Genomic DNA, 23,755 nt, shown 5'->3' with positions numbered 1-23,755 from the left:
ATTTCTCAATGTTACCGGTAATCTAATGGGCGGTTAAGAGCAAGTAGGGTGGTTATACGAATCGACGTCGCCACCGTATGTATGAAGAATGTTATGACTATGATAGGTACATGCTCCGTTATACTCATGTACAATGGTTAGGATCGCTATCACAGCTTTGGATGTAAAATAACCCCTTCTTTCAACAGGTTATTTTCTCTCGAAGTTGACATATATTTCAGACAGGAGTTACTAAATGTCCAAGCAACAAATCGGCGTTGTCGGCATGGCGGTAATGGGCCGCAATCTGGCGCTGAACATCGAAAGCCGCGGCTATACCGTTTCCATCTTTAACCGTTCAGGCGACAAAACTGACGAAGTTATTGCTGAGAACCCAGGCAAAAACCTGGTGCCGTACTACAGCGTTGAAGAGTTTGTCGAATCCCTGGAAAAACCACGTCGCATTCTGCTGATGGTGAAAGCGGGCGAAGCCACGGACAAAACCATCGCTTCACTGACGCCGCACCTGGATAAAGGCGATATCCTGATTGATGGTGGCAACACCTACTACAAAGACACTATTCGCCGCAACCGCGAACTGTCTGACCAAGGTTTCAACTTCATCGGCACCGGCGTTTCCGGCGGTGAAGAGGGCGCGCTGAAAGGGCCTTCCATCATGCCTGGCGGCCAGAAAGAAGCTTATGAACTGGTGGCCCCAATTCTGAAGAAAATCGCCGCTGTGGCTGAAGGCGAGCCATGCGTTGCCTACATCGGTGCAGACGGCGCCGGCCACTATGTGAAAATGGTGCACAACGGCATCGAATACGGCGACATGCAGCTGATCGCGGAAGCCTACTCTCTGCTGAAACAGGCGCTGGGCCTGAGCAACGAAGAGCTGGCCAACACCTTCACCGAATGGAACCAGGGCGAGCTGAGCAGCTACCTGATTGACATCACCAAAGACATCTTCACCAAAAAAGATGAGCAGGGTAACTACCTGGTTGATGTGATCCTGGACGAAGCCGCTAACAAAGGCACCGGTAAGTGGACCAGCCAAAGCTCGCTGGATCTGGGCGAACCGCTGTCGCTGATCACTGAATCGGTGTTTGCACGTTACCTGTCTTCCCTCAAAGATCAGCGCGTTGCCGCATCCAAAGTGCTGAGCGGCCCGAAAGTAGCTGCCTTTGCTGGCGACAAAGCCGAATTTATCGAGAAAGTGCGCCGTGCGCTGTACCTGGGGAAAATCGTTTCCTACGCCCAGGGCTTCTCACAGCTGAAAGCGGCTTCTACAGAGAACAACTGGGATCTGAACTACGGCGAAATCGCCAAGATCTTCCGTGCCGGCTGCATCATCCGTGCGCAGTTCCTGCAGAAAATCACCGATGCGTATGCTGAAAACGCCGACATTGCTAACCTGCTGCTGGCGCCATACTTCAAGAAAATCGCTGACGAATACCAGCAGGCGCTGCGTGACGTGGTGGCCTATGCGGTGCAAAACGGTATCCCAACGCCAACCTTCTCTGCCGCTATCGCCTACTACGACAGCTACCGTTCTGCGGTGCTGCCGGCTAACTTGATCCAGGCGCAGCGCGATTATTTTGGCGCCCATACCTACAAACGTATCGATAAAGAAGGCGTATTCCATACCGAATGGCTGGAATAATGCTTTAGCCTGATTATCGATAACAAGGCCGCCGGGCTAACACTCGGCGGCCTTTTTTTTTGCCCGCGATCTGGGCTGGCGTATCTCAACGGCAAACGCGTAATGTGTGGGAAGAATAACGGTATAGCCAGTGCCGGCATGGTAACCTGCTGCCCTGGCATCAGAGTGATCGTGCACGTATTCAGAGCGCTTTCACAGCCCGTAAGGATTAGCGCGTTCTGCCTACTTAAGGCTCATTAACGGTGAACATAAAACAACTGCAGTATTTTTGTCGTGTTGTGGAAGCGGGCAGCGCCAGCCAGGCGGCGAAAACGCTATTGCTTGCCCCCACGGCGATCAGTATGCAAATAACGGCGCTTGAAAAAGAGCTTAACGGCACCTTGTTTAACCGTAGCTCAAGGCCAATGACGCTCACCAAGCTTGGTGAGTTTGTTTATCACCGGGCGCAGGAGGTGATATTTGGTTTTGAAAAGCTGGAAAGGGACGTCTGGCAACATGTTAACGCGAAATCAACAACGCTAACGCTGGGATCTGTCCGTTCGGTTATGTTCAACCTACTGCCGGAAGCGATAAAAAATTTCACTGAAAGCCACGGCCATATTGATATCAATCTTAAGGAGGTTTTATCGGCATACCAGCCAGAACTTTTGATAAATCACATCATTGATATCGGGTTTATCAGGAAAATGAATAACGATAATATCCTTGACGAAGGGCTACGTCATGAACTCATCCTGGTTGATCCTCTGGTGGCTGCAATTCCGAAGAATCATTACCTTAGCCGCAAGAAATTTATTACATTACGCGACTTTTGCAACTCTCCCTTTATCGTCTTCCCTAACGACCAGAAAAGTGGATTTTCCGGTCAGCTCTTTGAGAAGTTTAAAGAGCACGGCATTGTGCCAGCTATTTCCCACCATGCTTTGGAAATTCATACGGCGCTTGCTTTGGTCGGCGCTGGCTTAGGGGTGACCCTGGTTGGGAAAATGACGATACCCAATAACCGCCAGGATATTGTTTTCCTGCCAATAGAAGACTTCCGGTGTCTTTGCTGCATTTACGCTGTTTATAATCCCAAAAACAACAACCCCTATATTGCCATATTTATTGAACAGCTGAAAAGGCTCACTACCTGATTTGTTTTAGATGTGGCCCATGAACTGCGTACTCCACAGGCATGGCTCCGGCTGCCGGGCATGGGTGCGATTCAACATCTCTAAGTGAAGAACGAAAAATCTTTACGTCGTAAACCATATTTGCAAGAAACGCAGGACTACAGCGGTACAGAAAATCACCGTAACGTATTCACTGATTGGCCATACTTTTTTCTGTTTCATATAACGCTCCTCTGGGTTTAAGCAGAGTCTCGCACACGAAAATTAAAGAAATCTTAAAGTGCCGAGAATAATATCATGTTCGCGGCGTGCATGATGGGCATGAAAGCGGAGCAAACCCGGCTTTTCCATGGCCGGGCGTTGCGAGGGGATTGGGTGATATTCCCGCTATGTTTAATGGCGTTTTTGAGGATTTGTGGTCAAACACCTATTGGGTGTAGGCATCATCAATAAACTCACATTTTCTTTCACTCAGCGCCCGATCAATCCATGAGTTATCCCGGCGCCCTTCCTTGATCAAGCGAACCAGTTCCTCTTCCTTTTTATTTTTTATCAGCGTCTTTTCATAGATATCTTGCGCAACGCCGGGGCGGATGACGACGATGCCGTCGTCATCGCCCACCAGAATATCGCCGGGGTGAATCGTCACGCCGCCAACGCTAATCGGGGTGTTGATTTCACCCGGGCCGTCTTTATAGGGCCCGGCCGGCGTGACCCCGGAGGCATAAACAGGGATTTTGAGGGTGGATAATACCGCTACGTCGCGCACTGCGCCGTCAATAATGATACCTGCCAGGTTTCTTTGCTCCGCCGTACGCACCATCAGTTCCCCCATAATGGCATTGGTTAGATTAGCGTGGGCATCGACGATAAGAACATCCCCTGGCTGCGCCATTTGCAGTGCCTTATGCACCATCAGGTTGTCGCCGGTGCGGGTTTTAACAGTAAAAGCCACTCCCAAGAGATTGCTTGCGCCGATTTTTCGCAACCGCGCGTCCAGAACATTTGAGCGGTTCATCATGTCTGCGATATTGGCCACCGGCAATGCTTTGAACTTGCTGACCAGGTTTGCATCGGGGCGATTAAATTTTGAAAAAACTCTAAATCCGATATTACTCATTTCAAGTCTCCTCAGATTAAATCATTATCAGCCTGTTGTTAGAAAAGCCCCAGCCAACGCCAATATGTCGCTGCCATCAGGCTATAAACCAGCACCGCAACCGTACAGATAGGCACGCCGACTTTGGGGAAATCACTCATCCGCAATTCATCTGTGCCGTAAACCAATAAACTGGAAATGGTGTTATAGAACAGGAACAGGGGGAACCCCCCAATGATCATGCCGGCCGGCATCGCTAATATCATGGGGTTGATATTGGCGGCTTCTGCAATACTAATTACGATAGGGATGAGCATCGTGGTCATTTTTGTCGTTCCCATAAAGGGAATATGCATGTATTGCACGATAAAAATCACGATCAGCAACAGGATAATAATCGATATCTCACCATCAAATTTCAGCAGGCTAAATAGGCTGGTTGCTACCCATTTGGCCGCCCCGGTGACGATCAACAGGTCTGCGATAATAAACCCACCGCCCATGATTAACATGAACTGAAAAGCAGCCGTTTTTGATGCATCCGCCCAGTTGATCACGCCAAAAAGAAACATCAGGCAAACGCCGATGATGGCTGCGATGGTGGTATCTATTTTGGTAATACTACCGGTCATCCAAAGTAAAACCACAAATAAGAAAATCAGGCAGCTTTTCCACTCATCTGCCGATATTTTCCCCATTGTTTGCAGTTTCTCTGCAATAATTTCTTTTCCGCCGGGTATTTCATTCGCTTCTGCTTTGAAGACGGTCTTGATGAGCCACCATGCGAAAATCGTCATGATTAACGCCGGTGGGAATCCATACATAAACCACTCTGCATAAGATATTGAGTGTCCGGTTGCTTTAAATATAAAGTCTACGGTAACTGGGTTGGGGATCGTCGCAGTGAGTATGCCGGCGCTGATGATCGAATTGGTAAAGGCCAGCGTTAATAGCAACCCCACCGCAAACTTGCTTCGGCTTCCCTTCGGCTGGTTACTGTTCTTCCTGAAAAGTTCGATGATTGCCAGGCAAATGGGCAGCAGCGCTGCGGTTCGGGCTGCGGTTGATGGAATAATGAATGCCAGCACAATGTTCGCAACGGTGATCCCAAACGTGATACGAACGGCGGTGCAGCCCACTTTAGAAAGCAGCCAGTATATTAACCTGTCGGCAAAACCACTTTTTGACATCGCTGGCGCCATTAATAACGCCGCAACGATCAGGAAAATAGACGATGTCGAGAAGTTATTTAGCGTTCTGCCGACAGTCAACAGGCCCATTGAAACGACAACCGGCACCATAATCAGGCTGACAATCGCCAGCGGTACCGGCTCTGTGGCCCATAGGAAGATTATCCCAACGAATAATGCTAATGCTTTTTGCCCTTCCGGCGTTAAGCCCTCTGGTGTTGGCAGCAAACAGATCAGTAGAATAAGAAATGCTGCGCCACCAAACCCAATCAGCCGCTGGGCTTGGGTTTTTGGTTTTTTCTCAGCCATTTTTTCCTCCATTTAGCATGGATTTTTACAATAAAAGTATGCAACCTTTTTATTGGCAGTTTATTATTTGTGCTTTACTTATCGTTATTTGGCGCGTTTATTTTCATTTTTACCCTCGGGTTTTCCAGATTTCGTTTTTTATCGTAGGCTATGTTCAATTAGGTTCATTTACTGCTTTGTTGCTATTTTGTTGCGTAAAAATATAACGAAGAATCGTATTAAATACCGGATAATGCCTGGCCGGTGATTATTATTTAATATCCGCTCCATTATCAAAGTCGGCAATATGTTCATCTTGAATATAAGTTCAAAAAAAATGAACTTACCATTCATATACCCGGGGTAAGGGTAAAAAATTGATGAAAATCATAAGAATAAAAAACATTTTATAAACTATATGCTTTTTTTACTTACTTATAGGTTTTTGAATTGTGATGCTGTGGTTATTTTTCTATGCATGGGGTGGGGCGCAGGGGCCATTGGGTGGTGGTAGTGCATTATTTAATGGCTATGGCGAACGATACGGTGGCGCCATGTGCGTGATGGCTCGTATCACGTTCCCGTAACGATGAATAATCTGGCGGTGGAGGGGGCCGGTTTATCTCCGGTGGCGATGGGCAATATTATCGATGTGCTATGCCATGAAAAGATTGTTTCTGCTAGGGTGTGGCTTATAGGATCTGAAATTGGCGTTCCGTATGCCATTGGTACCCGTTTTTTCCTCACATCTCCGGTTATAAATATGAATATTACCGATATCGATCTTCGGCTGCTGCGTGTTTTCCTGGCGGTAGTGGACTCCAGAGGGTTCAGCAACGCGCAAGCGATTCTGGGGCGAGACGCCTCAACCATCAGCAGGCAGATCACTCAGCTTGAGTGCCGGCTGGGGTTCAAATTATGTGAACGTGGCCGTTCGGGGTTTGCGCTAACGGACGAAGGGGCGGTCATCTATCGCCGGGCAGTAGAGTTGTTCGCTGTAACCCGGCGCTTTGAGCATGATGCCATAGCAATGCAACGTCAGCTAAGTGGCCCCATTCGCATTGCCATGATCGATAATCTGATCACGGATGACAATTGCCCTTTGACCGCCACAATACAGCGTTTTGTTCAGCGGGAGCACAATCAGGCCGAGTTTTTCATCGATATCGCAGCGCCAGCCCGCATTGAGCAGGCCGTTCTGGATAACCGTTCTGATATTGGCATCGGTATTTTCAGCCACAATCTGCAAGAGCTTGAATACTTGCCTCTGTATCTGGAGCAGGATTTGCTGTATGCGGCAGTTACCCATCCGCTGGCCTCGCTTCGTGGCGCTGAACTGCAGGAAGGATTGCCCAGCGCGAAGAAAGTGGTTCGCGAGTTTTTAGACAGTGCGGATCTACTGCCATTGGGAGAGGAGCGGGTGCCGCCTAATGCCTGGGTCAGTAATATTGAAGCCGCTGCCATGCTCATTCTTGCCGGTAACCACATTGGTTTTTTACCCGCTCATTTTGCCAAACGCTGGGTCGAAAAGGGGGAGTTGGTGATACTCGATCCTGCTCAGTACCGGCGTTCATCTCCGATACAGGCCATAACACGTAAAAGTAAGCATGCTCCACGCCCGGTGTTGAAAGCGTTTATTGACGATCTGCTATTGGTGAGCCAAACCTGCGGGTAATCGCATGTATACATGTATTCCGCAGCATTGGATGCCCCGCGCTGAACTGACAAACTCAAGACTTGTCTCCCGTATTCAACGAGGTTGCATCATGAAACGCCTATTTTCCGCCAACGGGCTGTTCGCCGTATTTCTATTCTGTTTCTCCCTGCATGCTATCGCTGATAAACCGCCGCAGGTGCGAATTGCTTGGTCGGTCTATGTTGGCTCCATGCCGCTGGGTTATGCGCAGGAATCGGGCATCCTAAAACGCTGGGGCGAGAAGTTCGGGGTGGATTTATCTGCGGTACAGGTTAATGACTACATAGAAGGTATTAACCAATATACCGCGGGGGAATTTGAGGGGACGATAGCTATGCTGCTTGATGCGCTCACGATTCCTGCCGCTTCCGGTGTGGATACCAGTGTGCCGCTATTGCTCAGCAATTCCCTGGGGAATGATGGGATTATCCTGAAGGATGGCAAGGATCTCTCCGCCATTAAAGGGCAGCCCGTCAACCTGGTGCAATTTTCCGGATCGCATTACCTGCTGGCTCGCGGGTTGGAAAAAGCAGGCCTGTCGGAGCGTGATGTTACCGTGGTCAATACGTCCGATGCGGATATGATCGCGCTCTTCCCGAACAACACGGTGAAAGCGATGGTCACTTGGCAGCCCCAGCTGGCTTCGATTCTTTCGGCTAACACGAACGCCCATCTCGTATTCAGTTCTGCAGACATTCCCGGCGAGATCAATGACGGGCTACTTATCCGTACCGATTTGCTCAAAAAGTACCCTGGTATTGGCAAGGCTATTGCCGGTGCCTGGTATGAAGTCATGGATATTCTGGCTGCTTCGGGCCCCGAACATGAACAGGCTGTCGCCTGGATGGCCGAGGCTTCGGGGACGGACGCGGCCGGCTTTAGGCAACAGTTGAAAACGACGCATTTCTACGCACCAGCTGAAGGTGCTGCATTTGTCGGCAGTGCCGATTTTCAGCAAGGCCTGGCGCATATTCAACAGTTCAGTTTTGAGCAAGGCTTGTTGGGGGAGGGGATCCGCCAACCGGGCGATATCGGTATTGCTTTCCCGGGAAAAGTGGCAGGGAATACAAACCATATCAAGTTACGCTTTCCGGCAGAGTTTATGGAGAAATAGCACCATGAGCATCTACAAACCGCTTGCTTCCAGGCCTTATTGCTGGCCATTGTCCGAGCGTTGGTCGCCACAGGACACTGCGTTGCTTATCATTGATATGCAAGATGATTTCCTTCATCCCTATGGTTATTTTGCTTCCATGGGATATTCAGTGGCTGCGGGGCGTGCTGCAATCACGCCGATCGCCAACGTGTTGCGGGCACTACGCGCTGCTGGCATGACCGTCATCTTCACCCGTGAAGGGCACCGCCCTGATTTAAGCGATCTCAACCCAAACAAGCGGCTCCGGGGCCTTCTCAATGGCACGCCCGTGGGGGCTGAAGGCCCATTGGGCCGCTTTCTTATTCGGGGAGAGCGAGGCTGGAATATCGTATCGGAGTTGGCGCCCGCGCCCGATGACATTCTGATCGATAAACCTGGGAACAGCGCTTTTCATGCCACCGATCTCGATCAAATCCTGCGCGCCAAAGACATTCGGCAATTGATCTTAACCGGGGTGACGACAGATGTCTGTGTCCACTCAACGATGCGTGAGGCTAACGATCGCGGCTACGATTGCCTGCTGCTCACCGATTGCTGTGCGGCCGGCGAAAAAGGCCTGCATCAGGCAACCATTGACATTACCTTGCGGGAAGGGGGGATATTTGGCGCCGTGGCGCAATCTGCGGATTTGCTGGTTGCCATCGGGAAATGAAATGCCGTGTTCGGTAAGTCTGTCTGCGCCGCAGGGCTAACGCTCAGCGGCTTTTTTGTTTATATGAATACGTGAAGCTATTCCCTCGCATCGTTCTTGCCGTAAATCCATTTATTTAATATTAAAATCAATGCATTAATTCCCTGTTGCCAGGTGTTGTACCTTGACAAATGTCATAGGTCAGTCTTACCCATCGCTTATATATTATACGCCTCAAAAGGAAATAATAATCATTACAACCATAAGGAGAAGGACATGCGTCATTTACAGGCACGCTCCGTGAGTTGCTTTTTCGCTTTTTCTGCCCTGGGGATTTGCCCACTTCCATTGGCGGCGGCGCTAAATTCGCCGCCGGATACACTTATTGTGAGCGCAGCCCCAACCAGCCGGTTGGCACCTGATGAACAACGGGAAAAAGAGAAACTCGACAATGTCGCGGGGGGAACCAATTTAGCGATCGTCAAAAAAGAGACTCGCCAGGCGACCTTGCACGATGCCCTCGATTATCAGCCCGGTATTCTGATCCAAAATTTCTTTGGCGGCATCGATCAGCCGCGCCTTAACATCCGTGGTTCTGGTGTACAGAGTGCGCCGTTAGCGCGCGGCGTATTATTGATGCAAGACGGCTTACCCGTTGCGGATGCCGATGGGAGTTTCCATATCAGTACGCTGGAAATGCGCGATGCCCGCATGATCAGCGTGCGGCGCGGTGCTAACAGCCTGAATCCGCAGAGTAATAGTCTTGGCGGTGAGTTAGATCTTCTCTCCTACACCGGGCGTGATGAGAACGGGCGTTTGCGTTATGAGTATGGTTCTTATGGCCGTGAAGCGGGGCAGGTTGCCCTTGGTGGCGTAACGGAAGATGGCCGTTTCGACGGGCGTATTAATCTGACTTACGATCATTTCGATGGTTACCGTAAGCACTCAACTTCCCAACGGAAAACCATGCGCGGCAATATCGGCTATGTAACGGATAACTTTGAGAACCGCACCTGGCTGGGCTGGACGGATCTGCGTTTTGATGTTGCCGGTTCGTTGTCGGAAGAGGCATTGAACCGCAACCCAACGGATGTTTACCCCATGGTGTTGCAGCGGGATCCACACCGTAATGTGGCGCAGCTGCGTATTGCTAACCGTTCTGACTGGCTAATGGGTAACCAGCAGTTAGGGCTGGGCGTTTGGCATATCCGCACTCACGACAATTTCACCACGCCCTCTTACTATCGCTTCAGCCAAAGCCACAGTGAGGGTGCGCAGTTTACCTACAATGTTGAAACAGATCCCGTTAGCTACCGTGCGGCGCTGGCCTTGGACCAGATGGGGCTGGACACAGAACTGATGCAAAACCGGCGTGGCACGCTAACGGATAAAACCCCCATCGGCCATTTTGACGGGCGAGCGGAAAATATCTACGCCAGCCTTGGCGCCGGTTTACATATCACCCCCGATCTTACGTTAAATTTGGATGCCAAAGCGACCTATGCCCGGCGCAACGTGGACAAACGCCATAGTGATGTTTCATTGGATCAGGATTGGCGCTTTTGGACGCCGAAAGCCGGCATTATCTGGCGCCCGGCCTATAATCAGCGTTATTTTGCTAATATCAGCGCCAGCCAGGAACCGGCCACTTTTTGGGAAATCATCAACTCCAGCGATGGTAAATTGACCAGGCTCTCTCCGCAAAAAGCGATCACTTTTGAAGTGGGGGGCGACGGTGAGTTTTCCGAGCAGGTAAAATGGGATATTGCGCTATATCGCAGCCTGATTAAAGATGAATACATCACGACCTATGATTCCGAAGGGACAGTGGTCGGCGTTTTCAACTATGCGGCAAAAACCCGCCATCAGGGGCTGGAGCTGGGCCTTCGGGGAGCGCTTCCCAGTGGCCGCGGCGATGTCGAATATCGCGTGTCCTGGACTTACAGCGACTTCCGCTTTACCGGCGGGGAATATAACGGCAACTATATTGCCGGCATCCCGCGCAATATGATCGCGGCAGAAGTGCTCTATCACATCGGCCATTGGCGTTTTGGCCCCAATCTGCATTGGTCGCCAACCGATATGGCGGTGGATCACGAAAACAATCTTGATATTCAGAAACGTAAGCGCTATGCCGTGCTCGGTTTCAGCAGCAGTTATCAGCCAACGGATAACTGGTCGCTTTACCTTACCCTCGATAACCTGACGCGCGAACGCTATGCCACCACTTCTGTAGCGAGCCGCCGTGTGGCCGCCAATGATAATACGCTGTTCCCTGGCATGGGCTTTAGTGTTAATGGGGGAATTACCTACGATTTCTAGCCAACTGTGCGCTCCGCGCGGTTGGGCGTTAAAACGGCCGCTGCGCTGGGATCGCCAGCCGGTTGAGATAGGCGTCATCCTTAATATGCACAACGTCTTTATGCACATCGATAAACCCCTTGCGCCGCCAGCCGGAGAACAACCGGCTTAGCGTTTCATAGCGCATCCCCAGTTTAGCCGCCAGTTGCCCGCGGGATAGGGGCAACGCCACCACATCACCGTGCTGGCGTGTGCGGAGATCCAATAAATAAGCCGCCAGCCGTTGTTCTGCGGAACTGGAAGTTAGCCAATCGATGTAGTTAATGTGCTCATACAGCTTCAGGCTGAAGCGGGAAAGTAGCCTTTCCATCACAATGGGATAGCGGTGGCAGAGTTGCAGTATATCCCGTTTGTCCAGCAACAGGGCATCGCCGGCGGTTTTTGCCCGCAAGCTCATCGGATAACGGTTGTGCGGCATAAAAACGGCGGCAATCGCGACAAGCTCACCTGGGCTAAAAATCCCAAAGACTTTTTCCTCCCCAAGAAAGCCGTGGCGAAAGACCTCAATCTGGCCGGAAATTAATAGCGGGCAATATTTAAAGGCATCCCCATCATGGTTCAGCATATCGCCGCTGTTGAACTGCATATAAGCGCTGTTTGCCAGCCCCAGCGCCAGGCCAAAATCCGGGATCGCGCTGAATAACGGGCATGATTTAAGGCAATGCAGCTGCGTTTCTCTGGGCAATGTGTGTTTGACAAATGTCATAGGCCATCCTTGTTAGCGCGCCCTAGAATGAAGCGATCATAAGTGATAATAACACGCGTTATCAATTCAATTCTTCTAACCTTATTGCTAATAACCCTATGATAAATAGCCTATTAATACGTATCGTTCTTGTGGTTATCACCGGTATGGCCGCCAGCGCGATGGCACAGGGCACGCTCGAATTTACCGACATGGCAAACCGGAACATTCGCCTGTCTGCGCCGGCGACGCGCATCGTCGTGATCCCGATACCTGCCGCTTCCATGTTGGTTGGGTTGGATGAAAGCAGTGAGAAACTGGTGGGCATGCACCCGTTTGCCGGTGTCGCGGCGCGTGAAGGGATGTTAGGGCTCATGTTCCCCGAGGTATTGAACGTCCGCTCCGATATGGTCGGTAATAATTTTACGCCGAATATTGAGGCGCTGCTCAATGTGCAGCCTGATTTAGTGTGGCAGTGGGGGCATCGTGGCGACGATATCCTTTCGCCGATGCGTGATGCAGGCCTGACTGTCGCCACCCTCAATTATGGCAAAGAGAGTGATACCCAACGGTGGATCGCCCTGATGGGAACCACGTTGGGCAAGCCCGAAAAGGCTGCGGGCATGCTGCACTGGCGCCAGGACGTTATTAATGCGCTGGCGGCAACCACCGCGGCGCTCCCGGAGGCAGCGCAGCCCCGGGTGCTGTATTTATCCCATTTTAATCAAAGTATTCAAACCTTTGGCTCAACTTCCCACAATAACGCCGATTTCGCGCTCGCCGGCGGCGTGAGTTTAAACCGCGATCTTACCGGCCCACGAACCCTGAATATTGAACAAATTTTGCTGTGGGATCCTGACATTATTCTGCTGGGTAATTTTGAACAGGGATTAAAACCCGATGACGTATATCTGAACCCCGTGCTCAGCGGGGTCGCGGCAGTTAAAAAACGGCGGGTGTATAAACTGCCGATCGGTGGGTTTGTCTGGGATGCACCCAATCAGGAAACGCCTCTGTATTGGCAGTGGTTGTCGATGATTTTTCACCCACAAACCGCTCACTGGCCGCTGCGCGCGGAGATCCGCCGCCGTTATCAGCAGCTTTATGGCTATAGCGTAACTGAACAACAAATTGATGGCATCCTGCAATTGGAGTTAAACCGCGGCAGCCAGGATTACTTACGACTGATGGGGCAACCGCATGCATAACGCAAAAGGGTTCTGGTTCGTCCTCTCCGGATACCTGTTGCTCACGTTGCTTGGTGCGCTCGGTGCCGGCCGTTATACGGTGCCTTTTCCCGCCGTGTTGCAGATAATTACCGATGCCATAATGGGCCACGCGGATAACACGGCATACAGCCGCACAGCGCAGAATGTGGTGCTCTATGTGCGCCTTCCCCGGGTGCTGATGGCGGGGCTGGCGGGCGCGGGGCTGGCTGTCGCCGGTGCCGCACTGCAAGGTATTTTCCGCAATCCGCTGGTGGGGCCGCAGATTATCGGCGTTTCTTCCGGCGCGGCGTTGGGCGGCGCCCTGGCCATTTTGCTGTTTTCATCGCTGTTTATCACCATCGGTTTGGCGTTTATCGGCGGGTTGCTGGCGATTGTGCTGGTGTTTCTGCTGGGGTTAAACCGCCATGGCAGCAGCCTGCTGATGCTGATTTTGGCCGGCGTGATTATTAACGCCTTTTTTGCTGCCCTGATATCGTTGATCACCTATTTCGCCGATCCGAATAATACCTTGCAATCCATCGTGTTCTGGCTGATGGGCAGCCTTGCCAGTGCCTCTTACTTGAAACTGTGGGTGTTGTTACCGGCCGTGGTGCTGGCAACGGGGATCATTTTCGCGCTGCGCTTTCGTATTAATGTGCTGTCTTTGGGCGAAGAGAACGCGCAGGCTCTCGGCATGTCGGTGGCGATAACCCGTTGGGGAGTATTGCTGTGTATTACGCTGATCACCAGCGCCACCGTTGCCGTTTCTGGCACTATCGGCTGGGTTGGGCTGATTATCCCTCATATCGCCCGTCTTGTGGCCGGGCACGATCATCAACGCTTATTACCCGCCAGTGCGGCTATTGGCGCGATTTATCTGATCGCCGTGGATACGCTCGCCCGGAGTATGAGCGCCGCAGAAATTCCACTGAGTGTGATCACCGCGCTGATTGGCGCACCCATCTTCGCTGTACTCATCCATACACTGAATAAAAAGGTGACCGATCTATGATCCAGGTTGAGAAACTCAGCTACCGCCTTGGCCATCGTCAGTTGTTTAGCGATCTGAGCTTTCATCTGCCTGCTGGCAGCGTCTGCGCCATTTTAGGGCCGAATGGGCGCGGGAAAACCACGCTGTTGCGGCTGTTACTGGGTATACAGCAAGGGGCAACGGGCGATATTCGGCTCAATGCACCGGTGGCCTATGTGCCGCAGTTAGACGGTTCATTTTTTAACTATTCCGTGCGCACGATGGTAACGCTCGGCCGTGTGCGCCATCTGCCGTGGTATGCCTCACCGTCAGTGCATGATCACCGCATTGTGATGCGCTGTCTCGAATATCTGGGGCTGAGCCGTTTTGCCGAGCATCCCTTTAACCGGCTTAGCGGCGGCGAAAAACAGATGGTGATGATTGCCCGTGCGCTGGCCGCAGAACCGGAAATCCTGATTTTAGATGAACCGACCTCCGCACTTGATTTAACCAATCAGGACTGCGTGTTAAGCGCACTGCGTGAGTTGGCGGCGGATCATCAGATGACCTTGCTATTTAGCAGCCACTATCCCCAACACGCGCTGCATATCGCCGATCGCGCCCTGTTGCTGTTTGCCGATGGCGGTTATCAGTTCGGCCGCTGTGGTGAGGTGCTGACAGAGGCCGGTTTGGCGCAACTGTATCAAATCCCGGTGGCGCTCACGTCTGTTACCCGCGGTAATCGGCATACCCGTGGTGTGACGCCATTGTTTGGTTGAATACCCTGTCTATAAATGACGAAAAGGAACCACACTCATGAGCCAAAAACCCCTTTCCCCCGCAGAAGCACTGACCATTAGCGCTCTTGTCAATTACACCGAGCAAGGCATCGCCAGCCGCGTATTGGCGAAAAATGGCGGCGGCAATATTACCCTGTTTGCTTTTGATCAAGGCCAGGCACTTTCTGAACACAGCGCGCCTTTCGATGCCATCGTGATGGTGGTGGAAGGCCGGCTGCTGCTCACCATTGAGGGCCGGCCGGTAACGGCGGCGCCGGGTGAAATTGTGCGTATGCCCGCGAATATCCCCCATGCCGTCGATGCGCCAGAGCGGGCAAAAATGCTGCTGATCATGTTACGCGAACCCAATGGGAAATAAGGAGCGCACCATGGATAATGCCACCACACACCATGAGGCCGGCCATAAATTCCTGGCGCGGCTGGGTAAAAAACGGCTGCGCCCCGGCGGGCGGGAAGCAACGGAATGGCTGTTGGCGCATTCTGGGTTGAATGCAGACGCAAAGGTACTGGAAATCGCCTGTAATATGGGCACCACGGCCATTGATATCGCCCATCGTTTTCAGTGCCATGTCGTTGGCATTGATATGGATAAGCAGGCGCTTGCCCGTGCGGAGAAAAATATTGCTGCACGGGGCCTTTCCCATCGGGTTTCCACCCAGATGGCGGATGCGTCACAGTTGCCTTTTGACGATAACAGTTTTGATGTGGTGATTAATGAAGCGATGCTGACTATGTATGCGGATAAAGCTAAAGCCCGGTTGCTGCAGGAGTATCTGCGGGTGCTGAAGCCCGGCGGCCGCTTGCTAACCCACGATATTTCGCTGAAAACGGCACAAGATCGCGCCGATTTGCTGGCGCAGATGCATCAGGCGATCCACGTAAAAGCACAGCCGATGCTAAAGGAAGCGTGGGTTGATTTGTTTCAAACGGCGGGTTTTCGCCAGGTGAGCACCACGTCCGGCCCGATGAGCCTGTTGTCACCGCGAGGTTTGATTCGCGATGAAGGGCTGGGCGGCGCGTTGACCATCATCCGCAATGCATTGAAAAAAGAGAACCGTCAGCCGTTTTTGCACATGTTTCACCACTTTCGCCGCAACCGCCATAAGCTGAATTATATTGCGGTGGTCAGCATAAAATAGTCTGGCGGAGCAAACGCCCGGCCAGTGCCATATGCTTCGGTGCCCCTCACCCCGGCCCTCTCCCAACGGGAGAGGGGGCGCACATGCGGCATTGAGCTGTTATTGGCAAACCCAGTGCGGATGGATGCCGATGACATAAATCAGATACGGGTGCCGATGTGTGCACGGAGATCCCCTCTCCTGGCGGGAGAGGGTTAGGGTGAGGGCGAAAAGAGGTTACTTCTGATGCCGTGCGCGCAGGCAGCCGATCACCTTACTTAAATCTAGATCCTGATCCTGCAGCAGCACCAGCAGGTGATAAATCAGATCGGATGCTTCATTCGTTAGCTCTTCACGATCGTGCACCGTCGCCGCCAATGCGGTTTCCACGCCTTCTTTCCCCAATTTTCGCCGTAACCGCTGGATCTTCGCCATATGACTCGGTGTTGTGGTAAAGCCCCTCACCCCGGCCCTCTCCCAATGGGAGAGGGGGCGCACATGCGGCATGGGGCTGCTATTGGCAAACCCAGTGCGGATGGATGCCGATGACATAAATCAGATACGGGTGCCGATGGGGGCACGGAGATCCCCTCTCCCGGCGGGAGAGGGTTAGGGTGAGGGCGAAAGGTGGTTACTTCTGATGCCGTGCGCGCAGGCAGCCGATCACCTTACTTAAATCTAGATCCTGATCCTGCAGCAGCACCAGCAGGTGATAAACCAGATCGGATGCTTCATTCGTCAGTTCTTCACGATCGTGCACCGTCGCTGCCAATGCGGTTTCCACGCCTTCTTCACCCACTTTTTGCGCGATACGCTTGGTGCCGCTGGCATACAGTTTGGCGGTGTAAGAGGTATCCGGGCTGGCGTTTTTGCGCTCGGCAAGCAACTGTTCCAACTGGTACAGGAAACCCCAGTCGCTGGTCGCCGGGTGGAAGCAACTGCTGGTGCCCTGGTGGCAGGTTGGGCCAACTGGGTTTGCCAGCACCAGCAGCGTATCGTTGTCGCAGTCTGGCGTGATGCTCACCACGTTCAGGAAGTTGCCGGAGCTTTCGCCCTTGGTCCACAGGCGTTGTTTGGTGCGTGAGAAGAAGGTCACCTTGCCGCTTTCTTCGGTGGCTGCCAGCGCCGCCGGGTTCATGTAGCCCAGCATCAACACTTCGCCGGATACGGCATGCTGAATGATTGCCGGCATCAGGTTATCCGTTTTTTCCCAGTCCAACTGGGCCTTTTGTTGTTTTGTTAACACACGCGAATCTCCACGCCTTGCTCGGCCAGGAACTTTTTCAGTTCGCCGATATTGATAATTTGTTTATGGAACACCGAAGCCGCCAGCGCACCGTCAACGCCCGCATCGCGGAACGCTTCCAGGAAGTGCTCCATGGTGCCCGCGCCGCCAGAGGCGATCAGCGGCACTTTGCACACGCTGCGTACCTGCTTCAGCTGTTCCAGATCGTAACCGTTGCGCACGCCATCCTGGTTCATCATGTTCAGCACGATTTCCCCGGCGCCGCGTTTTTGCACTTCCTGCACCCAGTCCAGCGTTTCCCATTGGGTTACGCGGGTGCGCTGTTCGTCGCCGGTATATTGGTTCACATGATATTTGCCGGTGGCGCTGTCGTGCCAGGTATCGATCCCTACCACGATACATTGTACGCCAAAGCGGTCCGCCAGGCGGCTGATAAGCGTGGGATCCGCCAGCGCCGGTGAGTTGATGGATATTTTATCGGCGCCAAACGACAGGATCTGGCTGGCGTCTTCGGCGCTTTTAATCCCGCCCGCCACGCAGAACGGAATATCGATCACTTCCGCCACGCGCGAAACCCAGCTTTTATCCACCACCCGGCCGTCGCTGGAGGCGGTGATATCATAGAACACCAGCTCATCCGCGCCTTCCTGCGCATAGCGCTGCGCCAGCGGCACGATGTCGCCGATGATTTCGTGGTTGCGGAACTGCACGCCTTTCACCACTTGGCCGTCTCTGACGTCCAGACACGGGATTATCCGTTTTGCCAGCATGCGATTGCCTCCTCAACGCTAAATTTACCTTCCAGCAGGGCGCGCCCAACGATCACCCCTTCCACACCGCTGCCACGCAGCGCGGCGATATCATCCAGATTGCCGATGCCGCCAGACGCCTGGAAGGCGATCTGCGGATAACGGCTGCTGATTTCCTGATACAGCGCCACGTTGGAACCGGCCAGGGTGCCGTCGCGGGAAATATCCGTGCACAGCACGTGTTTTAATCCATACGGCAGGTATTGCTCCACCACCTGTTCCAGCGTGAGATCGGAGTTCTCCTGCCAGCCGCTGATGGCGACGTGCTTGTTGCCGGCGGCGTCAATGCGCACGTCCAGCGCCAGCACCATGGCATCCGCGCCGTAGCGCTCGAACCACCCTTGCACCTGCTGCGGCTGTTTCACGGCGGTGGAGCCGACCACCACGCGGCTGGCGCCGGCTTCCAGCAACGCGGCCACATCCTGTTCACTGCGGATACCGCCGCCAACCTGCACCGGCACGTTCACGCCGGCCAGCAGCGTGCGCAACAGCGGGATCTGGCGCGCCGCCGGATCTTTGGCGCCGGTGAGATCCACCAGATGCAGCACTTGCGCGCCCTGTTGCTGATAATCCTGCAGACGCAGCAGCGGATCGTTGCCGTAGGCGCGCTGCTGGCCGTAATCGCCCTGATGCAGACGCACCACGTTGCCGTTGATCAAATCCAAAGCGGGAATAATCATGCTGCCTACATCTCCAGAAAGTTTTTCAACAGTTGCGCGCCGGCGGCTCCAGAACGTTCTGGATGAAACTGCACGCCGTAGAAATTGTCTTTTTGCACGGCGGCGGTGAAGGGCTCGCCGTAGTTCGCCTGGGCAATGGTGCTTGAGCATAGGGGCATCGCATAGCTGTGAACGAAATAGAAGTAGGCATCGTCCTCGATGCCGCGGAACAGCGGGTGGCCTGCCTGCGGCGTCACCTGGTTCCACCCCATGTGCGGCAGCGGCAGACCGAAATCGGTCATCAGCTGCACCGGGGTATCGATAATGCCCAGCGTTTTGACGCCGCCATTCTCGTCGCTGCCCGAAGCCAGCAACTGCATGCCCAGGCAGATGCCGAGCACTGGTTGGGTGCTGGCTTTGATCAGCGCAATCAGTTCACGCGCTTCCAACTGATCCATCGCCGCCTGCGCGGTGCCCACGCCCGGCAGGAATAGCTTGTCGGCGCTGAGCACGATTTTCGGATCGCGGCTGATTGTGGGCTGATAGCCCAGCCGTTGTACCGCATAGGTAACGGAGGAGAGATTGGCGCAGCCGGTATCCAGAATCACCACGTTCATCACAGCACTCCTTTCGAACTCGGGAGGGTGTTGCCCTCAACGCGAATCGCCTGGCGCAGCGTGCGGCCAAACGCTTTGAACAGGCTTTCCACCCGGTGATGGTCGTTCTTGCCTTTGGTTTTCAGGTGCAGAGTGCAACCCATGGTGTAAGACAGCGAGCTAAAGAAGTGCTCGACCATTTCGGTGCTCAGATCGCCCACGCGTTGGTAGCTGAACTCGGCCTTGTATTCCAGGTGCGGCCGGCCGGAGATATCCATCGCGCAGCGCGCCAGGCATTCGTCCATTGGCAGCACAAAGCCAAAGCGCGCGATGCCGCGTTTATCGCCCAGCGCCTTGTTCAGCGCTTCGCCCAGCGCCAGCGCGGTGTCTTCCACCGTGTGGTGATCGTCGATGTACAGATCGCCGTTCACCTGGATATCCATGCGGAAGCCGCCGTGGGTGGCGATTTGATCCAGCATATGATCAAAGAAGCCAACGCCGGTTTTAATCTTGCTGCCGCCTTCGCGATCCAACCAGACGTTAACATCAATCTGGGTTTCCTTGGTGACGCGGTTAACGTGCGCATGGCGATCGCGCTGGGTGAGGCGGCGGGTGATTTCTTTCCAGTCAAAGGTGTCCCGTTGGTACAGCAGCCCTTGAATCCCCATGTTTTCGGCCAGTTGCAGATCGGTTTGGCGATCGCCGATCACATAGCTGTTGGTGGCGTTCATCACGCCCGGCTCCAGGTAGCCTTTGACCATCGCGATTTTTGGCTTGCGGCAATCGCAGTTGTCTTCCGGCTTGTGCGGGCAGATCAGGATATTTTCGAAGGTGATCCCCTGGGAAGTGAGGATCTGCATCATCAGGTTGTGCGGCGGATCGAAGGTTTCCTGCGGGAAGCTGGCGGTACCGAGGCCATCCTGGTTGGTGATCATCACCAGCGTATAGCCCGCCTTCTGCAGGGCCAGCAACGAAGGGATCACGTCTGGCTCCAGCGCCAGTTTATCCAGGCGATCGACCTGGAAATCTTCGGGTGGCTCAGCAATCAGCGTGCCGTCACGGTCGATAAAGAGAAATTTCTGACTCACATTGGCTCCTGACGAGTTAAGGCTGCGCCGCGCGGCCGGGCAACAGCCATGATATTAAGCGCCCTGAATTACTTCGCGGGCAGGGCATTAAGTGCGTCAACGACGCGCTGACATTCTTCGCGGGTGCCGATGGTGATGCGCAGGCAGCCGTTTAACCCGGGTTGTTTGCTTTGATCGCGCAAGATAATGCCCTGATCCCACAACGCCTTGAACGCATTGCTGGCCGGCGTGAAGCGCGCCAGCAGGTAATTGCTCTCGCTGTCGTAAACCTGTTCAACACAGGCGCAGTTTTGCAACGCCTGTTGCAGCCAGCGGCGGTTGCTGGAAACTTCCGCTACCCGTTGGCGCATAATGGCGATGCCCTCTGGGCTCAGCGCCTGGGCTGCGATATCAGCCACCGGCGTAGAGAGCGGGTAAGGGGCGATCACTTTCAGCAGCAGGGCGATAAGATCCGCATTCGCCAGCGTAAAGCCGCAGCGTAGCCCGGCCAGCGCAAAGGCTTTGGACAGGGTGCGCAGCACCGCCAGGTGCGGGTAATCACGCAGCCAACTGGCCACGCTCGCCTGCGGGCAGAACTCGATGTACGCCTCGTCAACCGCCACGATCGCTTTGCCTTGCGCCATATCCAGCAGCGTGCGCAAATCATCTGGGTTGATCAGGCTGCCGGTAGGGTTGTTCGGGCTGCACACATAAATCACTTTAACCCGATCCAGGCTGTCGGCGATGGCGGCCAGATCCAACTGCCAGTCGGCTCTGGCCGGGATAATGCGCCGCTCAACGCCCAGCGTTTCGGCGCTGACGGTGTACATGCCATAAGTCGGCGGGCAGAACAAAATGGCATCTTTGCCGGGCTCGCAGAAGGCGCGGATCAGCAATTCGATGCTTTCATCGGCGCCGCGGCTGACCAACACCTGCTCTTTTTTTACGCCGGCGTAATCGGCGTAGCGTTCGATCACCTGCGCAGGCTGGCATTCCGGGTAACGGTTCAGCGTTTGCTGGCTAAGCTGGAACGCCGGCGGTAGTGGGTATTCGTTGGCATTCAGCCACACATCGCCGTTGCCGCCCAGACGGCGGGCCGATTGATAAGGGGTAAGCTCGCGCACATTCTGGCGCGCCAGTTGTTCAATGCTCATGCTTGCTCCTTCAGGGCGGCGACGCGTAAGGTCACGGCGTTTTTGTGCGCGATTAACTGTTCGGCGGCGGCCAGGATTTCGATGGTGGCCGCCAGGCTGCTAAAGCCCTGCGGCGTCAGTTCCTGCACCGTCATGCGTTTTTGGAAGTCCGCCAGCCCCAGACTGGAATAGGTGGCGGTGTAGCCATAGGTTGGCAACACGTGGTTGGTGCCGGAAGCATAATCGCCGGCGGATTCCGGTGACCAATCCCCCAGGAACACCGAACCGGCGCTGGTGATGCTGTCGACCAGTTCACGGGCGTTGCGGGTTTGGATAATCAGGTGTTCCGGGCCGTACTGGTTGCTGATGGCGACGCATTCCGCCAGATCTCTCGCCACAATCAGGCGGCTGCTGGCCAGGGCCTGGCGCGCGGTTTCGGCGCGCGGCAATGCCGCCAGTTGCTGTTCCACGGCACCGGCGACCGCTTGGGCGATGGCCGCATCCGGGGTGAGCAGGATCACCTGGGAGTCCGGGCCGTGCTCAGCTTGCGAAAGCAAATCTGAAGCCACGAATGCCGGGGTGGCGCCGCTGTCGGCGATCACCAGCACTTCTGAAGGCCCGGCCGGCATGTCGATGGCCGCGCCGTCAAGGCGCTGGCTGATCTGGCGTTTGGCTTCGGTGACGAAAGCGTTGCCCGGGCCGAAGACTTTAGCCACGCGCGGCACGGATTCGGTGCCGAAGGCCAGGGCGGCAACCGCCTGTGCGCCGCCGACCTGGAACACTTCCTGCACGCCGCACAGCTTCGCCGCATACAGGATCTCATCGGCGATCGGCGGCGGCGAACACAACACCACGCGGCGGCAGCCGGCAATGCGCGCTGGCGTCGCCAACATTAATACGGTGGAGAACAGCGGCGCGGAGCCGCCGGGAATGTACAGGCCGACGGACGCGATCGGGCGGGTAACCTGTTGGCAACGCACGCCCGGCTGGGTTTCCACATCGACCGGCGGCAGAATCTGCGCATTGTGGAAGGTTTCCACATTGGCAACGGCGGCGGCCATCGCCTGCTTGACCTCATCGCCCAGGCGGGCGCTGGCCTGTTCAATTTGCTCCGGCGTGACGCGCAGCGCATCCACCGCCGTTTTGTCAAATTTGGTGCTGTATTCCCGCAAAGCGTTGTCGCCGTTGGCTTTTACGTTGTCGAGGATCTCGCGCACCGTGCGGGTAATGCTGTCTGAAGCGGAAATCGCTGGGCGCATCAGCAGTGCCGTGCGTTGTTCTGCGCTGCAGTCTGCCCAATTGACGACGGTATTGAAATTCGACATGGCGTGTTACTCCATCATTTTTTCAATTGGCAATACCAGGATTGAGCTGGCGCCCAGGGCCTTCAGGTTTTCCATCGTTTCCCAGAACAGCGTTTCGCTGCTGACCATGTGCATTGCCACGCGGTTTTGCGAACCGGCCAGCGGCAGAATGGTTGGGCGTTCGGCGCCCGGCAGCAGCGAAACGATCTCATCCAGGCGTTCGCTTGGCGCGTGCAGCATGATGTATTTGGATTCGCGGGCTTGAATCACGCCCTGGATACGGGTTAACAGTTTATCAATCAGTTGCTGCTTGGCTTCCGGCATTTCGCCGTCGCGCTGGATCAGGCAAGCCTTGGAGCGGTAAATCACTTCCACTTCGCGCAGGCCGTTGGCTTCCAGCGTTGCGCCGGTAGAAACCAGATCGCAGATGGCGTCGGACAGGCCGGCACGCGGCGCGACTTCGACTGAACCGTTCAGCAGGCAGGATTTGAAGCGAACGCCTTGTTTATCGAGGTATTGTTTCAGCAGGTGCGGGTAGGAGGTGGCGATGCGGGCGTCTTGCAGGCTTTGCGGGCCGGTGTATTCGCAATCCAGCGGCGCGGCCAGCGACAGGCGGCAACCACCGAAGTCCAGGCGGCGCAGGGTGAAGTAACGTGGGTCTTCGCCCTGTGCCCGGCGATCGAGCAATTCTTCTTCCAGCACGTTTTCACCGATGATGCCCAGATCGACCACGCCATCCATTACCAGGCCGGGAATATCGTCATCACGAACGCGCAGAATATCAATCGGCATGTTTTCCGCAAAGGCGATCAGGCGTTGCTGCTGCAGGTTGATTTTGATACCGCAACGCGCCAGCAGCTCCTGGGAATCTTCGCTCAGGCGGCCTGACTTCTGCATTGCTATCCGTAAACGTGTTTTGTCCAGCATGGTAACCTCTGTTTAACCTGTAATTTTATGAATTTATTAAAAATAACGCTTAATC

Annotated in this window: 22 protein-coding genes and 1 pseudogene; 11 read left to right on the top strand and 12 right to left on the bottom strand. The window is 54.2% G+C overall.

Going from position 1 to position 23,755, the window contains the following annotated elements; translation table 11 throughout:
• The first annotated feature begins 235 nt into the window (after window positions 1-235).
• Window positions 236-1,642, top strand: a complete 1,407-nt coding sequence (gene gndA / locus ACN28Q_RS04280; protein WP_095845195.1) for an NADP-dependent phosphogluconate dehydrogenase — start codon at window positions 236-238, stop codon at window positions 1,640-1,642.
• Between the two features lie 242 nt (window positions 1,643-1,884).
• The gene (locus ACN28Q_RS04275) at window positions 1,885-2,778 is read left to right on the top strand and encodes a LysR family transcriptional regulator (protein WP_095845194.1); all 894 of its coding nucleotides are present in this window, start codon (window positions 1,885-1,887) and stop codon (window positions 2,776-2,778) included.
• 406 nt (window positions 2,779-3,184) lie between these two features.
• Here the strand turns inward: ACN28Q_RS04275 and ACN28Q_RS04270 are convergent, their stop codons facing one another.
• Window positions 3,185-3,877, bottom strand: a complete 693-nt coding sequence (locus ACN28Q_RS04270; RefSeq protein ID WP_095845193.1) for an RraA family protein — start codon at window positions 3,875-3,877, stop codon at window positions 3,185-3,187.
• A 38-nt stretch (window positions 3,878-3,915) separates the two neighbouring features.
• On the bottom strand, window positions 3,916-5,355 hold the full coding sequence (locus tag ACN28Q_RS04265; RefSeq protein ID WP_165907131.1) for an SLC13 family permease: 1,440 nt from the start codon (window positions 5,353-5,355) through the stop codon (window positions 3,916-3,918).
• A 535-nt stretch (window positions 5,356-5,890) separates the two neighbouring features.
• On the opposite strand from ACN28Q_RS04265, the gene ACN28Q_RS04260 reads away from it, so the two are divergent.
• The 4 genes from ACN28Q_RS04260 (at window position 5,891) to ACN28Q_RS04245 (ending at window position 11,139) form a co-directional block, all read left to right on the top strand.
• A complete protein-coding gene (locus tag ACN28Q_RS04260; RefSeq protein ID WP_131929009.1) occupies window positions 5,891-7,009 on the top strand; it encodes a LysR family transcriptional regulator in 1,119 nt (372 codons plus the stop codon).
• Between the two features lie 91 nt (window positions 7,010-7,100).
• Window positions 7,101-8,144, top strand: a complete 1,044-nt coding sequence (locus tag ACN28Q_RS04255; protein ID WP_095845190.1) for a putative urea ABC transporter substrate-binding protein — start codon at window positions 7,101-7,103, stop codon at window positions 8,142-8,144.
• A gap of 4 nt (window positions 8,145-8,148) precedes the next feature.
• The gene (locus tag ACN28Q_RS04250) at window positions 8,149-8,838 is read left to right on the top strand and encodes a cysteine hydrolase family protein (protein ID WP_095845189.1); all 690 of its coding nucleotides are present in this window, start codon (window positions 8,149-8,151) and stop codon (window positions 8,836-8,838) included.
• Between the two features lie 366 nt (window positions 8,839-9,204).
• Window positions 9,205-11,139: a TonB-dependent receptor family protein gene (locus tag ACN28Q_RS04245; RefSeq protein WP_230469574.1), complete on the top strand. Its 1,935-nt coding sequence runs from the start codon at window positions 9,205-9,207 to the stop codon at window positions 11,137-11,139.
• A 28-nt stretch (window positions 11,140-11,167) separates the two neighbouring features.
• Here ACN28Q_RS04245 and ACN28Q_RS04240 read toward each other — a convergent pair whose 3' ends face one another.
• On the bottom strand, window positions 11,168-11,884 hold the full coding sequence (locus tag ACN28Q_RS04240) for a Crp/Fnr family transcriptional regulator (protein WP_095845187.1): 717 nt from the start codon (window positions 11,882-11,884) through the stop codon (window positions 11,168-11,170).
• Window positions 11,885-12,030: 146 nt separating this feature from the next.
• Here ACN28Q_RS04240 and ACN28Q_RS04235 point away from each other — a divergent pair, with 146 nt between their 5' ends.
• From ACN28Q_RS04235 to ACN28Q_RS04215, 5 genes are read left to right on the top strand one after another with little or no spacing between them, the layout of a single operon-like run.
• The gene (locus tag ACN28Q_RS04235) at window positions 12,031-13,071 is read left to right on the top strand and encodes an ABC transporter substrate-binding protein (RefSeq protein ID WP_230469575.1); all 1,041 of its coding nucleotides are present in this window, start codon (window positions 12,031-12,033) and stop codon (window positions 13,069-13,071) included.
• On the top strand, window positions 13,064-14,083 hold the full coding sequence (locus ACN28Q_RS04230; protein WP_095845185.1) for a FecCD family ABC transporter permease: 1,020 nt from the start codon (window positions 13,064-13,066) through the stop codon (window positions 14,081-14,083). Before ACN28Q_RS04235 ends, ACN28Q_RS04230 begins: the two co-directional genes overlap by 8 nt.
• Entirely contained in the window at window positions 14,080-14,820 is a 741-nt protein-coding gene (locus ACN28Q_RS04225) for an ABC transporter ATP-binding protein (protein WP_095845184.1), read from the top strand. Before ACN28Q_RS04230 ends, ACN28Q_RS04225 begins: the two co-directional genes overlap by 4 nt.
• Window positions 14,821-14,857: 37 nt before the next feature.
• Window positions 14,858-15,199 carry a cupin domain-containing protein gene (locus ACN28Q_RS04220; protein ID WP_095845183.1) on the top strand — a complete coding sequence of 114 codons (342 nt, stop codon included), beginning with the start codon at window positions 14,858-14,860 and terminating at the stop codon, window positions 15,197-15,199.
• Between the two features lie 10 nt (window positions 15,200-15,209).
• Window positions 15,210-15,980, top strand: a complete 771-nt coding sequence (locus ACN28Q_RS04215; RefSeq protein WP_095845182.1) for a class I SAM-dependent methyltransferase — start codon at window positions 15,210-15,212, stop codon at window positions 15,978-15,980.
• A 216-nt stretch (window positions 15,981-16,196) separates the two neighbouring features.
• On the opposite strand, the pseudogene hisE reads toward ACN28Q_RS04215, so the two are convergent.
• The 9 genes and pseudogenes from hisE to hisG form a co-directional block, all read right to left on the bottom strand.
• A pseudogene (gene hisE, locus ACN28Q_RS04210) lies at window positions 16,197-16,367 on the bottom strand (phosphoribosyl-ATP diphosphatase); the annotation flags it as partial.
• A 223-nt stretch (window positions 16,368-16,590) separates the two neighbouring features.
• Window positions 16,591-17,205: a bifunctional phosphoribosyl-AMP cyclohydrolase/phosphoribosyl-ATP diphosphatase HisIE gene (gene hisIE / locus ACN28Q_RS04205; protein ID WP_095845181.1), complete on the bottom strand. Its 615-nt coding sequence runs from the start codon at window positions 17,203-17,205 to the stop codon at window positions 16,591-16,593.
• Window positions 17,199-17,975 carry an imidazole glycerol phosphate synthase subunit HisF gene (hisF, locus tag ACN28Q_RS04200; protein WP_095845180.1) on the bottom strand — a complete coding sequence of 259 codons (777 nt, stop codon included), beginning with the start codon at window positions 17,973-17,975 and terminating at the stop codon, window positions 17,199-17,201. The genes hisIE and hisF overlap by 7 nt, the downstream gene beginning before the upstream one ends.
• Entirely contained in the window at window positions 17,957-18,694 is a 738-nt protein-coding gene (gene hisA, locus ACN28Q_RS04195; RefSeq protein WP_095845179.1) for a 1-(5-phosphoribosyl)-5-[(5-phosphoribosylamino)methylideneamino]imidazole-4-carboxamide isomerase, read from the bottom strand. Before hisA ends, hisF begins: the two co-directional genes overlap by 19 nt.
• A gap of 5 nt (window positions 18,695-18,699) precedes the next feature.
• Entirely contained in the window at window positions 18,700-19,290 is a 591-nt protein-coding gene (gene hisH, locus ACN28Q_RS04190; RefSeq protein ID WP_095845178.1) for an imidazole glycerol phosphate synthase subunit HisH, read from the bottom strand.
• Entirely contained in the window at window positions 19,290-20,357 is a 1,068-nt protein-coding gene (gene hisB / locus ACN28Q_RS04185; RefSeq protein ID WP_095845177.1) for a bifunctional histidinol-phosphatase/imidazoleglycerol-phosphate dehydratase HisB, read from the bottom strand. Before hisB ends, hisH begins: the two co-directional genes overlap by 1 nt.
• Before the next feature lie 68 nt (window positions 20,358-20,425).
• The gene (hisC, locus tag ACN28Q_RS04180) at window positions 20,426-21,490 is read right to left on the bottom strand and encodes a histidinol-phosphate transaminase (RefSeq protein WP_095845176.1); all 1,065 of its coding nucleotides are present in this window, start codon (window positions 21,488-21,490) and stop codon (window positions 20,426-20,428) included.
• Window positions 21,487-22,794, bottom strand: coding sequence for a histidinol dehydrogenase (gene hisD / locus ACN28Q_RS04175; RefSeq protein ID WP_095845175.1), 1,308 nt, complete (start codon window positions 22,792-22,794; stop codon window positions 21,487-21,489). The genes hisC and hisD overlap by 4 nt, the downstream gene beginning before the upstream one ends.
• A gap of 6 nt (window positions 22,795-22,800) precedes the next feature.
• Complete coding sequence (gene hisG / locus ACN28Q_RS04170) at window positions 22,801-23,700, bottom strand: ATP phosphoribosyltransferase (RefSeq protein WP_095845174.1); 900 nt, start codon at window positions 23,698-23,700, stop codon at window positions 22,801-22,803.
• Between the last annotated feature and the right edge of the window lie 55 nt (window positions 23,701-23,755).

The organism is Gibbsiella quercinecans (genome assembly GCF_002291425.1).
Classification (GTDB): domain Bacteria; phylum Pseudomonadota; class Gammaproteobacteria; order Enterobacterales; family Enterobacteriaceae; genus Gibbsiella; species Gibbsiella quercinecans.
Note: the sequence above shows the minus strand (reverse complement) of the source record. Positions and strands in the feature narration are given on the sequence as shown.

Bases quoted from the DNA above. Each gene is read 5' to 3' on its own strand.
- hisD (WP_095845175.1), bottom strand. From the start codon at position 22,794: ATGTCGAATTTCAATACCGTCGTCAATTGGGCAGACTGCAGCGCAGAA.
- ACN28Q_RS04215 (WP_095845182.1), top strand. From the start codon at position 15,210: ATGGATAATGCCACCACACACCATGAGGCCGGCCATAAATTCCTGGCG.
- ACN28Q_RS04225 (WP_095845184.1), top strand. From the start codon at position 14,080: ATGATCCAGGTTGAGAAACTCAGCTACCGCCTTGGCCATCGTCAGTTG.
- ACN28Q_RS04270 (WP_095845193.1), bottom strand. From the start codon at position 3,877: ATGAGTAATATCGGATTTAGAGTTTTTTCAAAATTTAATCGCCCCGAT.
- hisC (WP_095845176.1), bottom strand. From the start codon at position 21,490: ATGAGCATTGAACAACTGGCGCGCCAGAATGTGCGCGAGCTTACCCCT.
- ACN28Q_RS04230 (WP_095845185.1), top strand. From the start codon at position 13,064: ATGCATAACGCAAAAGGGTTCTGGTTCGTCCTCTCCGGATACCTGTTG.
- ACN28Q_RS04265 (WP_165907131.1), bottom strand. From the start codon at position 5,355: ATGGCTGAGAAAAAACCAAAAACCCAAGCCCAGCGGCTGATTGGGTTT.
- ACN28Q_RS04250 (WP_095845189.1), top strand. From the start codon at position 8,149: ATGAGCATCTACAAACCGCTTGCTTCCAGGCCTTATTGCTGGCCATTG.
- ACN28Q_RS04255 (WP_095845190.1), top strand. From the start codon at position 7,101: ATGAAACGCCTATTTTCCGCCAACGGGCTGTTCGCCGTATTTCTATTC.
- ACN28Q_RS04240 (WP_095845187.1), bottom strand. From the start codon at position 11,884: ATGACATTTGTCAAACACACATTGCCCAGAGAAACGCAGCTGCATTGC.
- hisH (WP_095845178.1), bottom strand. From the start codon at position 19,290: ATGAACGTGGTGATTCTGGATACCGGCTGCGCCAATCTCTCCTCCGTT.
- ACN28Q_RS04220 (WP_095845183.1), top strand. From the start codon at position 14,858: ATGAGCCAAAAACCCCTTTCCCCCGCAGAAGCACTGACCATTAGCGCT.
- gndA (WP_095845195.1), top strand. From the start codon at position 236: ATGTCCAAGCAACAAATCGGCGTTGTCGGCATGGCGGTAATGGGCCGC.
- ACN28Q_RS04235 (WP_230469575.1), top strand. From the start codon at position 12,031: ATGGCCGCCAGCGCGATGGCACAGGGCACGCTCGAATTTACCGACATG.
- hisA (WP_095845179.1), bottom strand. From the start codon at position 18,694: ATGATTATTCCCGCTTTGGATTTGATCAACGGCAACGTGGTGCGTCTG.
- hisF (WP_095845180.1), bottom strand. From the start codon at position 17,975: ATGCTGGCAAAACGGATAATCCCGTGTCTGGACGTCAGAGACGGCCAA.
- hisG (WP_095845174.1), bottom strand. From the start codon at position 23,700: ATGCTGGACAAAACACGTTTACGGATAGCAATGCAGAAGTCAGGCCGC.